Annotated in this window: 13 protein-coding genes and 1 riboswitch; of the genes, 3 read left to right on the forward strand and 10 right to left on the reverse strand. The window is 37.9% G+C overall.

Annotation, left to right across the window (positions count from 1 at the left end):
• Window positions 1-53: 53 nt before the first annotated feature.
• From HWV03_RS11265 to HWV03_RS11280, 4 genes are all read right to left on the reverse strand, one after another.
• On the reverse strand, window positions 54-1,625 hold the full coding sequence (locus HWV03_RS11265) for an ATP-binding cassette domain-containing protein (RefSeq protein WP_211679910.1): 1,572 nt from the start codon (window positions 1,623-1,625) through the stop codon (window positions 54-56).
• A gap of 375 nt (window positions 1,626-2,000) precedes the next feature.
• Window positions 2,001-2,498, reverse strand: a complete 498-nt coding sequence (locus HWV03_RS11270; RefSeq protein ID WP_211679913.1) for a hypothetical protein — start codon at window positions 2,496-2,498, stop codon at window positions 2,001-2,003.
• Window positions 2,499-2,957: 459 nt separating this feature from the next.
• Complete coding sequence (locus tag HWV03_RS11275) at window positions 2,958-4,214, reverse strand: hypothetical protein (RefSeq protein ID WP_211679915.1); 1,257 nt, start codon at window positions 4,212-4,214, stop codon at window positions 2,958-2,960.
• Window positions 4,215-4,323: 109 nt separating this feature from the next.
• Window positions 4,324-5,124, reverse strand: a complete 801-nt coding sequence (locus HWV03_RS11280; protein ID WP_255547167.1) for a DJ-1/PfpI family protein — start codon at window positions 5,122-5,124, stop codon at window positions 4,324-4,326.
• A gap of 192 nt (window positions 5,125-5,316) precedes the next feature.
• Here HWV03_RS11280 and HWV03_RS11285 point away from each other — a divergent pair, with 192 nt between their 5' ends.
• Window positions 5,317-5,898: a TetR/AcrR family transcriptional regulator gene (locus tag HWV03_RS11285; RefSeq protein ID WP_211679918.1), complete on the forward strand. Its 582-nt coding sequence runs from the start codon at window positions 5,317-5,319 to the stop codon at window positions 5,896-5,898.
• 61 nt (window positions 5,899-5,959) lie between these two features.
• Here HWV03_RS11285 and HWV03_RS11290 read toward each other — a convergent pair whose 3' ends face one another.
• Both HWV03_RS11290 and HWV03_RS11295 read right to left on the reverse strand, forming a co-directional pair.
• On the reverse strand, window positions 5,960-7,588 hold the full coding sequence (locus HWV03_RS11290) for an ABC transporter ATP-binding protein (protein ID WP_211679921.1): 1,629 nt from the start codon (window positions 7,586-7,588) through the stop codon (window positions 5,960-5,962).
• A gap of 12 nt (window positions 7,589-7,600) precedes the next feature.
• Window positions 7,601-8,095, reverse strand: coding sequence for a hypothetical protein (locus tag HWV03_RS11295; protein ID WP_211676001.1), 495 nt, complete (start codon window positions 8,093-8,095; stop codon window positions 7,601-7,603).
• A gap of 599 nt (window positions 8,096-8,694) precedes the next feature.
• On the opposite strand from HWV03_RS11295, the gene HWV03_RS11300 reads away from it, so the two are divergent.
• Together HWV03_RS11300 and HWV03_RS11305 are read left to right on the forward strand one after the other, a co-directional pair.
• The gene (locus tag HWV03_RS11300) at window positions 8,695-10,242 is read left to right on the forward strand and encodes an alanine/glycine:cation symporter family protein (protein ID WP_211676002.1); all 1,548 of its coding nucleotides are present in this window, start codon (window positions 8,695-8,697) and stop codon (window positions 10,240-10,242) included.
• Between the two features lie 363 nt (window positions 10,243-10,605).
• Entirely contained in the window at window positions 10,606-10,845 is a 240-nt protein-coding gene (locus tag HWV03_RS11305) for a plasmid replication protein RepB (RefSeq protein ID WP_211676003.1), read from the forward strand.
• Window positions 10,846-10,918: 73 nt separating this feature from the next.
• On the opposite strand, the gene HWV03_RS11310 is transcribed toward HWV03_RS11305, so the two are convergent.
• The 4 genes from HWV03_RS11310 to HWV03_RS11325 all read right to left on the reverse strand — a co-directional run bounded on the left by HWV03_RS11310 (window position 10,919) and on the right by HWV03_RS11325 (window position 14,794).
• A complete protein-coding gene (locus HWV03_RS11310; protein ID WP_211676004.1) occupies window positions 10,919-11,926 on the reverse strand; it encodes an adenosine deaminase in 1,008 nt (335 codons plus the stop codon).
• A gap of 67 nt (window positions 11,927-11,993) precedes the next feature.
• Window positions 11,994-12,093: riboswitch (purine riboswitch) on the reverse strand.
• Window positions 12,094-12,145: 52 nt separating this feature from the next.
• Window positions 12,146-12,595, reverse strand: a complete 450-nt coding sequence (locus HWV03_RS11315; RefSeq protein ID WP_211676005.1) for an MEKHLA domain-containing protein — start codon at window positions 12,593-12,595, stop codon at window positions 12,146-12,148.
• Window positions 12,596-12,715: 120 nt separating this feature from the next.
• Window positions 12,716-13,918 carry a hypothetical protein gene (locus HWV03_RS11320; RefSeq protein WP_211676006.1) on the reverse strand — a complete coding sequence of 401 codons (1,203 nt, stop codon included), beginning with the start codon at window positions 13,916-13,918 and terminating at the stop codon, window positions 12,716-12,718.
• Between the two features lie 6 nt (window positions 13,919-13,924).
• A complete protein-coding gene (locus HWV03_RS11325) occupies window positions 13,925-14,794 on the reverse strand; it encodes an outer membrane lipoprotein-sorting protein (RefSeq protein WP_255546773.1) in 870 nt (289 codons plus the stop codon).
• Window positions 14,795-14,825: the final 31 nt, after the last annotated feature.

A 14,825-nucleotide genomic window follows, 5' to 3' on the forward strand; every position in this document is an offset into this window, starting at 1 on the left:
CCTAACGATTTACCATCTTTTCAATATTTATTCGGCTTTGCTATATCATAAGATCACATCACGATATACTTGTTTATTCTAACCTCTGCGATAAAATCCTCATCATGACTGACTAAAATGAATGCCCCTTTATAAGCATTCAATGCCGCTGCCAAGGTTTGTTTAGACTCAATATCTAGGTGATTATCTGGCTCATCTAGCAGTAATAAAGGTGAATGAGTAAGGTGACTAACCACCAGCATTGATAGCTTCATTTTTTCACCTCCACTTAAATGAGCTACTTTTCGATATACAGAGTCGCGCCGAAACCCAATCCCAGCAAGTAAAACCCGGGCAGTATTTTCAGTCAGTTCTTCACTGCTTTTAATTAAGCTATCTAGCATGGATTCTTCAAGCTTCAGTAATCCAAAGTGTTGATCTAAATATACTGTTTTTACATTCAGTTCTATTACACCAGAATAGTTTAAGTGGTTATTTTGTATTGCTTTCAATAAAGTTGATTTTCCGCATCCATTAGCGCCATTTAAATAACACCGATCAGCGTGAAATAGAATGAGTGAAACCGGTTTCCCAGAGCCATAATACAACTGACAATTTTCGATATTCAATAATCTTCTCTTCTTAATTTGACTTGCTTGTTGCAGATACAACACTTGTGGTTTCAACACTTCTTTCTGTTGTTCCATAACACGTAATTTTTCTTGATTTCGTTGTAAATGATTCTGTTGATTAATCACTGCCGCAGATCGGCTTTGTGCTGCTTTATCTTTCTTCGCATCCATCAGAACCTTAGGTTGGCTACCCGATTTCCTTATTCTATTACCATGACGTTCCCGTTGCAGGGCCTTCTCTTTATTCGTTTGTGCTTGACGCTCCACCCTTTTTTGTTCTGCTTTAACGTGAGTAATTTGTCTCTCTAATGCTTCAGCCTGTGTAGAGGATTGCGCTGAATAGGCATCATAATTCCCTTTGAAAAATCCGAGACCTAGACTCGTTAACTGATAAATACCATCCACATGACTTAACAAACTTCTATCATGACTCACCAGAAGTATTTGTCCTGAAAATTGTTTAAGTTGATTAATTAGCCATTGCTTACCTTCATAATCAAGATGATTAGACGGTTCATCTAGCAACAATATTTCGGCGTCCGAATTAAACAATTGATACAGTTGTAGGCGTGCTAATTGCCCTCCACTCAAAGTATGGCAATACGCATTAAGATTAGGGTCGATCTTGAGGTTTTTTAATGTATGTTTTGTTTTATTTTTTATATCCCAATCGTCTCCAATTAAATCAAAATATTCTTGCAAACAATATCCCTGTTCAACCGCTTTCAAAGCCAATAGTTTATTGCTAATACCTAAGAAGTCCGCAATACGTAAGTCCCCATCCAAAAGGTGAGAAGATAATTGTGAGTAATAAGCAATTTTACCTTGGCTCGTTACATAACCGTTAACCGGGGTGAGTTTCCTCATTAATAGAGAAAGGAATACTGATTTTCCAATGCCATTTCGCCCCACTAATCCTGTAAGACGGCTGGTTAAGCTGAAGTTTAAATTTTGAAATAGCCATTCCCCAGTATCGAGCTGAAATGACAGTTGATGTGTACTTAATACAGGCATGAAAATGCCTCCCTTTACGTAATAAAATGTAATAGGGGTTCGCCTTTCTATAAAGATAGATTGGCAAGACGTTACTTAGATACGATCATCGTAGATAAATAGAAATTCAATTACGATAATATATGCAATTTTTGCAAGATAAGAGATGACGAAAGTAACGCCCACTAACCCCGAGTGTCCAAATGATGATATTAATTGGATGTCAGGAAGTTAGTTGTTCATTATGGCGTTAGCTCCAGTAGAAATGATTAATACATTATAGCGATGAACATGATTGGTTGTAAAGTCGCTAAATTAACGGTTTGAGGCCTTAACGACTTAGAATCATCTTGGGAAGCCGTTAAAGCCTTTTTAACAATCTCTAATCTCTAATCTCTAATCTCTAATCATTACAATACACTGAGTATCTTCATCCCTATTCGATAGGTATAATTTATTTTCGTACGTCGTTGGGTCAGTCTGATGGCCTGAGCCTTGAATATCACCGAGTCCATCTTGTAATTTACATTCTAAATTTTTACCCCAGAAGTTAAATGGAGCTAGCACACCATCTCCTAAAGTCACATGATATGAAGAACTAGAATTTAGTTCTTTAAAATAAAAAGAGGTGCTATCCAATGAATCATTTTTAGCGCCAAAATTTATATGTCCTAAATTGATTCTTTCCGTAGCACCTGATGATAATTTATTAGATATAAATCTTAGTTCACAACCGTCAATATCATTACACAGTTTATTTATTATACCAGTGGGCAACACTTTATCCCCGATACCGTCAATGCTTCCACTCCAATGATTAGGGGCTGCAACAGAGTTAAATGAAACTGCGATGGCAGAAATTATACATATCTTAGCTATATTATTAATTTTCAAACTATATATCCTTATAAGTGTTTGTATTCTAGCTACAGTATATTAGGCTAGTTGTATTAGTGAATAAGAGCCGTTCTCGAATGATTTATTTTAAGAACGACTCTATAATAGCGAAGCTAATCCATTTTAAAACACTCTAAATTGGTATGATGGTATTTATGATCACTCCTACTAACATAAGTTTTAACCTTGCTATTTTTATAATATTAAAAGAGCTATATAGGTAAGGTATACTAGAGTTAATCAATAATAAATATGAATATTCTTAAATTAACACTAAGCCTTTGAAAACAATGTGAAATATAGATTTTTAAGTTCAGAGGGATTCGCTACTAAAATGCAAAAGATGGGGTTTTATAACTGAGAAATGAAGTTGGAAATACTTTGTTGTTTTAAACTAAAAAGGGCTCACGTAGGATGAACCCTTCGATTACGTTCAGCTATAGATCTAAGCTATGATTAAGGCTTAAGATCTACTTTAATTTGATCGACTTGATTAGATAAAGACAGATCTTGAAAGTACTCTTGTTGTGACTTACCAAGGTACAGTTTTTTGTTATTGACTAATTCATCGAGCTTATCTTTAACAACATTGCCTGATGCTAGTTTAGCTTTTAGTTCAGTTGCAATACTTGAACTATCAGTTAGCTTTTTACCCTTAGTATCGTAGTAACGAACTTGACCAACCTTAGCATCAAACGGGTCACAGTAAGCAGTATCAAGATCGCCACTATCAATGATTTCTTTGTATTTTTCAGCTGTAATTGGTGTTTCTTTATTTTTTACAAATTGGCTGCCACGAACACACCAATTTACTTGTGTGCCAATACCAGGGAAATGAGCTGAGATTAAATTGACCGCGTAGTATTGGTCTATATCTGTGCTCTTTGGCTTTGCATATTTATCAATAACCTTTCCGCCAACCACCTGATAATCTAGCGTGCTATTGTCAATAGACTCTAAGAAATAGCTATTAACGAACATATCACCAATAGAAATAGAATCAACAGCGCGACCTGTATCCCATCGGTAACTCTTCAGCTGTTCTTTGATTTTACCGCCATCTTTGGTGAAGTGAGTAACATTACTAATAAGACCAACAAGGGTGTTATTTGTTTTATCTATCTGCCAGGCCGTATAGTTATTTCGGGTCTGTTCTGGTGTGTTATCTTTCGCTTCTGCTTTTGTATGCGTTTGATAACGTAGCTCAGTAATGTCGTTACTTTCTTTATTAATACTGTCGTATTCCTTATCACGTCTAGCTTCACAGTCTTGAAAGTTAGCACCGTAATAGAAATAGCTGATCCAGTCTTTAGCTTCGATCATTTCTTTACTATAAGCGGAATAATCTACAATACCGTTAGCCCCACTAATACCATAGAAGCCTTTCATATCTAAGATCTGTTTCGGTGTAAGCCCACCTTTAAATTTATCGGACCAGCCTAAAGAGTAGATGTTGAAAAGACTAAGCGCACTGCTGCAATTTGTGGTATTAAAACGAGCATCAAACGAGTCAGTGAGTGGCATTGCTGCATACCCAGCTAACGCTTTTGTCGCTGAACTATCTGGATTAGCAACGCTACCTTTAACCGCCGATAAAGACATTTGTGGTACGCTAACTTTAGGTTTAGCTGGAGGTGGTGTTTGATCGCCGCCTCCGCCACCACAAGCAACAAGTGATGCAGTCGATACGGCAACGAATATTTTTTTCAACATAACTAACTCTTTTTATATTTGGCTTACTATTAAACGGTATCAATTTTAATTATTTTTAAATTTTAAGGCAATCATTGCTTTGTCAATGTTTGTAATTCCTTGTTACCAATTAAAATAACTCTGCAGCAATATCGTAAACCTTTTCTTGAACTTTTCGTTTTAAATCGGGAGCAACATTATTGTGATCACCGCTGTTAAAAGGAGGCTGCGGATCATACTCAAGTAGTAATTCCATCGCTTTAGCGCGGTTTTCTCCAACAGTTTCGCCAATTAACCTAAAAGCAAAGTCCAAACCAGAAGTTACACCGCCACCACTAATACGATTACGATCAATGACAACCCGACTATCGACATATGTAACCTTAGGGAAAGCCTTTAGGGCCTCGGCATATGCCCAGTGTATAGTCGTTTGATAATTATCTATTAAACCCGTTTTGGCCAAGATCAATGCTCCCGTACACACAGAAGTGACATACTTAGCGTTACTTCCTACGCGCCGTAAAAATTCAATAACAACTTCATCCTGCATTTGTTCTGCAGGGTTAGCTGCACCTGGCACAATCAAAATATCGATGGGAGGACAATTACTGAATCCATAGTTAGGGAGTAGCTGTATTTTTGCATCACACGGTAAAAGCCCGAATGTTTTTGCAAACGTAAACGTATTTAACTCTGGAACTAAAGCTAATACTTGCAAGGGGCCATAAGCATCCAGCATGGTCATATTTGGATATAAAAATATGCCAACATTGAGCTTAGTCGTACTAAGATTCTGTTTAGCATTTTTATGTGCCAGTAATGGTTTGTTTTGTGCTGCACTGGTAAAATAACTTGTGCCCATTACACCTAGCCCCATAGAACAAGCTAGACCTGTTTTTAAGAAATTACGTCTGTTATCTGTCTCTTTCATTATGCCTTCCATATTTGTTTATTTAGCTGTAGTTTTACAAATTTACACTCAAGTTTTCAGATACAATGTAGTAAATATGTTCCAAATGGAACTATTTAGGGTAAACGTCCCACGCGGATAGTTAACTTATTTGCTAAATACGTTAAAATATTTTTGATATGAAGTGACTTTAGGTTTAACCAAGTAAATATTATGCAGAAAGAAAAATTAACATTAAATCGTAGTCAAAAACGCATAGTTAAGGCTTTTACCGAATTATTGAGGGAAAAAGATTATTGCGATATATCTGTTGCGATGATTATTGAGAAAGCTGATGTTGGCAAGACAACCTTTTATCGATATTACCAACGTAAATTAGAAGTGTTACTGGCCATGCATGACGGTATTTTTGATCAATTACTTCAGGATTTAACGAGTAAAGATGACTGGTTAAGTAATGAGGCTCGCCCTTCTGTAAGTTATATGCTGAATATATTTTCTAATAATAGCAATTTTAGACGCCCGATGAATTTTAAGCTCGATAAAGATTGGCCACAAGCATTATTACAACTAAAAACAAAACTTGCTAATTGTATGGCGGTTAAATTAGCAAACGCTTTAGACGGTTGCTCAATGAAGATCCCTATTAGTGTATTATCGACGTCATTAGCCGCAATATATGTTGAAAGTGTAGTCCAACTCGTCAAGGGCCTTGTAGCATTCAGTGTAAACAAGCAGGCTCTGTATTTACAATATTTGACGAGATCGTTAGTGATAGGAGCTATCGAAAGTTAGGCCGTTAGAGGGTTTCGTATAGCCCCAGAGTTGGGGCATTTTATTTTTGATTTAATACACCTTAAGCGACCACCTCTACCGGTTCTTCATCCAAGTCAAAGGAAGCATTAATCAGTTTTTTAGTGTAATCATGCTGAGGATTATGAAATATATCTTCAGCCGTTCCCTGCTCCATAACACAGCCTTTTTGCATCACTAATACCCGGTCAGATAATGCTTTGACGACTGAAAGATCATGGCTGATGAAGATGAAACCAATGTTATGTTTTACCTGGATCTCTTTAAGTAAGTCAATCACGGTGAGCTGAACAGAGCGATCAAGCGCAGAGGTAGGTTCATCCAATAAAATAAAAGACGGATTCAAGATCAGTGCTCTCGCAATTGCAATTCGTTGACGCTGACCACCTGAAAACTCGTGCGGATAACGATTGATTGAGTTTGGTTCTAAGCGTACCTCTTCGAGCGCGAGACAGGCTTTTTGTAAGCGTTCCTGCTTGGACATCAAAGGTTTGTGCACCCTTAATCCTTCAGTAATGATTTCGCCAACTGTCATACGCGGAGACAAAGATCCGTACGGGTCCTGGAAAACCATCTGTACGTCTTTTTTGAGTTCAAATTTTTCCTTATCAGTGAGTAAATTGAGATCTTGACCTTTATAGGAGAGATTACCTGTAAAGGGTAACAAGCCAATGATAGCCCGGCCTAGAGTCGATTTACCTGAGCCAGACTCACCGACAATACCCAAGGTTTCACCTTGCTTCAGTGTGAGTGAAATTCCCTTCACCGCCTCAAAATATTCACACTTACTTGGGATGAAGTGAGATTTAACCAGGTAATGAACGTGAATATTTTCAGCGCTAAGCAGCTCTGTCGCCGTTGCTTTAATTGGCTGTTTTTGACCTTTCGGGATCGAGTTAATTAACATTTTTGTATATTCGTGCTGTGGTTCTCGGAAAAGTAATCCGGTCTCTCCTTCTTCGACGATCTCACCTTTACACATAACGAGCACTCGGTCTGCAAGGTGTTTAACTACGCCGAGGTCGTGTGTAATAAACAAAATAGCCATGCCCATTTTATTCTGTATCTCTTTAATTAAATCCAGAACTTCTGCCTGTACCGTAACGTCTAACGCAGTGGTCGGTTCATCAGCAATTAAAATGTCAGGTTCATTGATAAGTGCCATTGCAATCATAATACGTTGCAGCTGCCCGCCTGAAAATTCATGTGGGAACTTACTGTAAGCTTGCTCTGGTTCTGGTAAACGAACGAGAATAAAAAGTTCCAAAACATGTGCTTTAGCCTGCTTCTTCGATACTTTTCGATGGCACATCATCGCTTCAGCAACCTGAGTTCCTACCCTTAAATATGGGTTCAGAGAGGTCATCGGCTCTTGGAATATCATGCCAATACGGTCGCCTCGGATAGATTGCATTTGACGTTCTGTTTTATCTAAGATCGATTGGCCTTCAAAAATAATGCTAGATTGAGATGAGACGGTCCCATTATCCGGTAATAGGCTCATCAAAGCATTGGATGATACTGACTTACCCGAACCCGATTCGCCGACAATAGCCAGCGTTTCACCAGATTTCAAATCAAAGTTAACATTTTTCACCGCATCAACCATTCCGTCATTGGTTGTGAAACTGACGGAAAGGTTACGAACTTGAAGAATAGGTTGGTTTAGCATGATAGGTCCTTATCAATTTAAGAGATGCGTTGAATGGTGTGAGTCTGAGGTCACTCTTAACTTAGCAAAGTGATGATGCGCTTTTTGGATATGCTCGTATTGAAGCATCCACTGATCATCATGTTGAGCGTGACAAAAAGCGGCCATATGGCGTAAAATATCTTCACTTTTATTATCGATAAGTGTCATTGTTCGTTGAACAAGATCACTTGTTTCAAGAGAAATAAATTGAAATAGCGCATAAGACTGGTTTAATGTTGCAAATGCGCGTTTCTGCTGCCCCATTTGATTGAGAATTTCAGACTGTGCGACAGTGGCATCTCTTAATCCTAATAACAAGCATGAAAACTGGCATGGTTTAATATGCTCGTTTTCTAAAGCCTGATGAATATGTATGGGCAGATTGTCTAAAACCTCCCCATATAGTTGATGAGCTTCAGGCCAATGGCCCTGTTCCATTAGCTCTTCAGCCCTCAGATAACGCATCCAGCATTGCTGCAATTCCATAATCGACCTCAAATTTATAAGATAAATCAATCTTAATGAGAATTGATATCAATTGCAAATCAAAATCATTCTCGTGGTGAGATGTGTCACTAAAATAATAACGCCGTACTAATTATACGTTATTTAATCAATTTTAGAGGCGAATTAAGCTATAAATATCGATGAATAAAACAGGATCAGGCAATCTGATAATTTGTATATTAAGTATAATTCAGCCTTTAAAAAACCAGATTTAAGAACTTAAACTGACTAACCACTTGTAAGTACTTACGTCCAAATTAACTAACTATTTTAGAGTAATACGCTGAAAAAAGGTGACAAAGTTAACAAATTGTAATCAATATTATGTTAATCGCATATCATCCGCCACACACCACTTACCAGTGGTATTAACTGGTAATCATACCAATTGGCAGACCATAACGCTGGTAATTTAACTTTTTTGCAGCGCAAGGCACCATCACATGCTAACGCCGATTGTTGAGTAAATGTTTATTTATTGCTAATTTATTTTGCCATGGAGCGGGAAATACCATATTGAATAGTGAATTATTCTATTGGTATCGCTTAAATAAGATAAAACATGGATGGAATTGAATATGATCTCTAAGGTTAGTTGCTACTTTGCTGGAATATTAAGCATGTTTACCTCTTCGGCTTTTGCCGCCAGTGAACCAGTCGGGTTTGATAAGGCTGTTGATCAGTTCTTTAATGAAAACCTCAGTTGGTTTGCTAACACTATTTTCACCTCAGTTCCTGTTAATGGGACAAACTTCCCCATAATTGTAGGCTGGTTATTTATTGCGGCCATTATTTTCACATTTTATTTTGGTTTTGTTCAGTTCAAACGTTTTGGTTTAGCGGTTAAGATCGTCAAAGGTGACTTCACAGATCCGAACAAGAACGAACCTGGCCAGGTTTCTCACTTCCAAGCCTTAACAACAGCACTTTCTGGTACAGTCGGACTTGGTAATATTGCTGGCGTTGGTGCAGCGCTCGCCATTGGTGGTCCTGGAGCCACTTTCTGGATGATCCTGTGTGGCCTGCTTGGTATGGCTTCAAAGTTCTGTGAATGTACACTTGGTGTTAAGTATCGTAACGAGCTACCAAACGGTGAAGTATCGGGTGGTCCAATGTATTACCTGAGCCGAGGTTTAAAAGAACGTGGTTTTGCTGGTCTAGGTAAATTCCTGGCTGTCGGCTTTGCAATTATGACTATTTTAGGCGCGCTCGGTGGCGGCAACATGTTCCAAGGCAACCAAGCGAACGCAATGATCGTACAAGCTCTGGGTATACCTGACGGCTATGGCTGGGTTACAGGCGTTATTTTAGCGATGATGGTTGGCTCGGTTATTATTGGTGGTATGCCATCAATTGCGAAAGTAACAAGTAAATTAGTTCCAGCAATGGCTCTGTTATATATAGGCATGTCGGTTATTGTGTTGGTATCTAACGCATCTATGATTGGCGATGCATTTGCACAAATCATTGAAGGTGCCTTCACTGGTGCTGGTGTTGCCGGTGGTTTTGTTGGTGCATTAATCCAAGGTATGAAACGTGCGACATTCTCAAATGAAGCCGGTGTGGGTTCAGCAGCCATTGCGCATGCAGCAGTAAAAACCAAAGAGCCTGTGACTGAAGGTTTAGTTTCAGTACTTGAACCATTCATTGATACCGTGATCATTTGTACCATGACGGCTTTAGTTATCACAATTTCAGGTATGAACAACGGCGAGCTAAGTGGCGTAACGCTTACAGCTGCAGCATTTACTGAAACGGCAGATATATTCCAGTATATTCTTGCTGTGGCGGTGGTGATGTTTGCTTTCTCAACAATGATTTCATGGTCTTATTATGGGCTTAAAGCTTGGACATATCTGTTCGGTGAAGGCAAAACTACGGAACTTGTCTATAAAATTATGTTCTGTGGCTTTGTGGTTGTCGGTGCAAGTGTTAGCTTTGGCGCTGTAATTGATTTCTCTGATGCGGCTATCTTTGCAATGTCTATCTTCAATATCATCGGTTTGTATTTCTTAATGCCAGTGGTGAAAAAAGAGCTACATTCGTTTATTGCTCGAGTTAAATCTGGCGAAATCAAAGATTACAGCAAAGAAGGTGTACTGGTTTCAAAAGAGATAAATAACTAATTTAATAAGTCTCCCCTCTTTTTAAATAATTAATAGTCCGGTTAATCCTATTACCGGACTATTCCCATCGAAGAACCTCAAGGTCAGACCATCTCTTATAAAATATCACTCCTCTATTCATTGCCCCAAGCAATAAATAAAAATGCTCAACTCGAAAGCTACTTCAATAAAATCAACAATATACCAAACTATCTATAAGAAACTGTCTAGAATCATGGTCATATATAAGTCTTAGAAAACATAAAATATGCGTGATGCCTTACGATTTCATACACAATCAAATTTAAATTTTGATTGCTAAATATCTAGGTTTGATTGTAAAATACAGACCTTAATTTTGTAGCATCAAAGGCATGTATTAGTTTGGAACTCAAAGAATTGAAAGTTTTGTTTGATAATGGTGGTCTTAAAGCGGTCACTATAAAACGCGCACCATTAATGGACGGTTATATCTTAATTGCAAACACGACAAATAAAAATGTACATGTGATGACGTCACAACGTGAAGAATCAAATACACCACGTGCATTTAAGAGTATTGATGCCGCAGCTGCTAATGCACAAAAGATTGGTTTTAAGAAGATAAGTATCGATTTAAGCTAGCTTGAATTATAACTGTATACATATACAGTTATAATTCAATCCCCATAAAAACGAGACTTTTACGGGGATATAGTTATTTATTCAGCGCTAAATAGGCTGTATTCATTGCAACTAAACGGTCTTTTTCATCCTCTGAAATAAAACTGGCCTCAATGGCATTAAAAGTAAATTGTGCGATTTCTGATTTTGACATGTCGTGCGCATTACTCACTGCTATGAAGTTATCTGTCATATAACCGCCAAAGTATGCCGGGTCATCAGAATTAATCGTAACGCATACATTCTCTCGTAATAATTCAACGATGTTATGTTCTTCCATTTTTTCAAATACCTTAAGCTTGATATTTGATAACGGACAAACTGTTAGCGGCGTTCGCAGTGTTGCTAACTCTTTAACTAACATCTCATCATCAGAACACCGTACACCATGATCAATACGCGTAATTTTCAACAGCGCTAATGCATCGCGAATACTACTCGCCTCGCCTTCTTCTCCAGCATGCGCAACTGTTAAGAAACCTTCATTAATCGCGGCTTTAAAAACACGTTCAAACTTACTGGCCGGGTTACCATTTTCTGACGAATCTAACCCGACGGCGACGATCTTATCTTTGTACTCAAGTGATTTATTTAATGTTATAAATGCCGACTCTTCATCGAGATGACGTAAAAAACACATTATCAATTGGCTTGTAATGCCGAGTTCTTCAACAGCTGTTGATAAGGCGTTATGAATGCCGTTAACAACAGTATCAAAACTAATGCCGCGTTCGGTGTGTGTTTGTGGATCGAAAAATACCTCGGTATGAACAACATTGTCTTGTTTACAACGGACTAGATAAGCCCAGGTAAGATCGAAAAAATCTTGTTCTGTGATTAATACATTCGCCCCTTGATAATAGATATCTAAAAATGATTGCAGATTATGGAAATTGTAAGCATCTCTCACATCTTCGAATGACTTGAAGGGAATGTCGATATTATTGCGTGCGGCAAGTTCAAACATAAGCTCTGGCTCAAGCGTACCTTCGATGTGTAAATGAAGTTCTACTTTTGGTAAATTTTGAATAAATTGTTTCATGATTAAGTTCCTAATAAAATTTATTAAGTACTTCTCTTTAATAACAGACACTACAAAGAGAAAAGTACTAAAGTACTAAACTCTTCGTAATCAGGAATTATTGGTTCCTGGTAGAAACCCCTAATCCATATCATTAGGGTTATACGAAGGGAAACTAATTGCAAAATTGAAATACTGAATTAGCTTGAAACTGATTGTACAGAATGTAATTTAGCAAGTCTATGGTTTAAACATAGCAGCTTGGCCACGAAAAGCCCCACTGTTATCAATAAGATTCCACACAGTTGCATTTTCTATCCAAAAAGTACGGCCTGTAGAGGAAATACGTAAACCGCGATAATCATCAATAAAACCAAACGCTGTGACTCTCGCTAATAAGTCCTGTCTTTCATCTCTGTCTAGGGGCTTTGCTGACTTTCTCGATGGTAAAGCAACAAATTCTGACCAGCTAAGTTCAAATGATTTTAATGCCGACTTGTTGCCATAATTAAATATCGGATCACTTTCAGTGCCATGTGATACTACGACAAAGTCAGCGTAAAATAAAGCTTTGCCAATATCGACATGACGACTATCAATGAGATTTTTACCCGTTAGGCGTTGATAACTTGATATTAATAGATCGGCATGTTCATGTAGATATTCATTTTCAGAGGTGGGTTGATTCATTGATAAGATCCTTGTTATCTATAAAGAGTAGAGTCAAGAACCTTATTATTACATAACTATTCGTATATGTTACGATTCTGCCAGTGACTTTTCTCTTACTGCACTACCAAAACCAGCTATTTAAAAATATCCATTAAATTCGACTCTTGCATAACTGTCCTTACGTAAATCATAAGTCGCACCTCCTAATGAAGCGTTTCCAAAATATCTCGCTTCAACACTCACGCTCCAATTATCTGTTAATCGATGCTGTGCCTCTACCGACATAATGACTGAACTGTCATCCAGATCCGCACTGCCTATTAATAATATTTCAGTACTGTCTGCATTATTTAGTAACCAACGTGTCCCCAGTACAATATCGTTTTGTTGTAAACTCGCCGAGTCTGCATCACGCTGATCATATTGATATTCAACAATAAGTCCCAAATCGGTACTACTACCAGAGAACCCAACAAGGGTATATTCAAAGCCAGACACAGAAGCAAAATAATTATCATCACTATCAGGGATCACGGCGATGGTTTCCATTTTCCAAGCCCAGCTTTCAATCGTCGCTTGAACATCAAGGCCATATTGTTGGATCTGTCGGTAATAAGGTGTTAATTCGATAACGCCGTTACCACCAAAATTTGGTGTTAGTGTTGGGTTTCTATCGGTACCATTAAAATAACTCAGGCCTATATCAACAACATCGACAACATCGACAACATGACTCCAACGAAAAGCATAGTCGATATGTGACTGCTCTTTATCTGATTCGTATGTAGCGTTACCCTGATCGACGATAACACTTGGCCTTAATCTACCCTCTTCACCCGTAAATGTACGCTCTCTAAAACCCGGTAAAACAAACAATTCATAAGCACCATAGTCTGTTTCATAAAATGTATTAATCATAGCTTGTCCGAGTTTCTCTTCACCATCGATACTTTCTACTAAGTCAGTTTGATTAATAATATCAACAAGATGTGCAGATTCGGTTACCCCCCAAAAAACCTGACGAACACCGATGTATAACTCAATTCGATTAAAAGCACGCCAATAATATAGCTCTCGTATGTCAGCATGCGTTCGTTCATCATCACCGTCGACACGACCAAATATACTCGTTTCAAAACGCTGATAACCATTATCCCAATCATGGTAATAATTGACTTTAGTGCTCAACGACGCATAAGTGTCTTCTTGGTTTTCGTAAATTGCAGGCTCAAAAAACGCAGTAGCTTCAAGTCCTATGTGTCCTGAAAATTCACCACTGACTCCATTTGGTATAAATCCCGTTAATGCGAAGGTTGTAAGTAAAGGTAATATTTTATACATCCTTTATTACCTCGCGCGCGATAAGCTATTACGACTAAAATCACGGTCAGAAAAGTTATTATTAAATTTCCAATTTTGAAATTTGAGTACCGTCTTTTTACTTGTTTTATGGTTTATCATGGTCCAAGTATCAGCACGCCAGTATTTACCGAGGTACTGATTAAAATCACTTATTGATAACGTTTTAAGTAATTCACCACCACGGTTAAAGTAATTTACCTTCCAGACTCGATATTCATCAGTGTCGAAGAAGACTTCTTGACGTGAATACCCTGACTTTAAATCTTTTGGGTCAAACTCTACGACATAATGTTCACGTCCATCAAAATGCTCATTTTTCAAATAGTTATAAGTATACTTATTCACTTCTTGTGACGCTATATCTTCGAATGCAAACTCACTGCCCATAAATGGTCCAGACTTGTTGCTTGATGCTATACGCTTAACACGCTTCAAGGCCGGTAAGTATAACCATTGATCATCCGCGCCTTCTCGGTGTGTATATGACAAAAAAGCGGTACCTTTTACGTCTCTTGGGCTATCAAACACAATCTGGGATTTATCACCGTCATTTTCCTGTTCTAGCGTTTTATTGCGCATGATGCGTATCGACTGCTCACCATGTCGATTGGTTAATATCATTTCCATCGAAGCAGAAGAATCTCCAAATCCTTGATCACGTTTATCTGCTTCAACAACAATCGCCAACCCTTTTTCTTGTGACGTTTCAGCTAAAACAGTTGGTGTATTCACGACACTAAGTAATGATATTGCGAGTAATGAACAACGTAATCGGCTCTTGTTTACTGATTTATTTTTGTGGTTATTCATCTCATTGCTATAGATACTGTTGTTTGTACTGTAAAATATGCTCATTATTTATATCCTTATATTATGCTGATGCTAA

The sequence above is a fragment of the Moritella sp. 36 genome, from assembly GCF_018219415.1.
GTDB lineage: Bacteria > Pseudomonadota > Gammaproteobacteria > Enterobacterales > Moritellaceae > Moritella.

Excerpts from the sequence above, each read along its gene's own strand:
- HWV03_RS11285 (WP_211679918.1), top strand. The coding sequence starts at position 5,317 with ATGCAGAAAGAAAAATTAACATTAAATCGTAGTCAAAAACGCATAGTT.
- HWV03_RS11320 (WP_211676006.1), bottom strand. The coding sequence starts at position 13,918 with ATGTATAAAATATTACCTTTACTTACAACCTTCGCATTAACGGGATTT.
- HWV03_RS11295 (WP_211676001.1), bottom strand. The coding sequence starts at position 8,095 with ATGGAATTGCAGCAATGCTGGATGCGTTATCTGAGGGCTGAAGAGCTA.
- HWV03_RS11275 (WP_211679915.1), bottom strand. The coding sequence starts at position 4,214 with ATGTTGAAAAAAATATTCGTTGCCGTATCGACTGCATCACTTGTTGCT.
- HWV03_RS11325 (WP_255546773.1), bottom strand. The coding sequence starts at position 14,794 with ATGAGCATATTTTACAGTACAAACAACAGTATCTATAGCAATGAGATG.
- HWV03_RS11300 (WP_211676002.1), top strand. The coding sequence starts at position 8,695 with ATGATCTCTAAGGTTAGTTGCTACTTTGCTGGAATATTAAGCATGTTT.
- HWV03_RS11290 (WP_211679921.1), bottom strand. The coding sequence starts at position 7,588 with ATGCTAAACCAACCTATTCTTCAAGTTCGTAACCTTTCCGTCAGTTTC.
- HWV03_RS11315 (WP_211676005.1), bottom strand. The coding sequence starts at position 12,595 with ATGAATCAACCCACCTCTGAAAATGAATATCTACATGAACATGCCGAT.
- HWV03_RS11280 (WP_255547167.1), bottom strand. The coding sequence starts at position 5,124 with ATGAAAGAGACAGATAACAGACGTAATTTCTTAAAAACAGGTCTAGCT.
- HWV03_RS11265 (WP_211679910.1), bottom strand. The coding sequence starts at position 1,625 with ATGCCTGTATTAAGTACACATCAACTGTCATTTCAGCTCGATACTGGG.
- HWV03_RS11310 (WP_211676004.1), bottom strand. The coding sequence starts at position 11,926 with ATGAAACAATTTATTCAAAATTTACCAAAAGTAGAACTTCATTTACAC.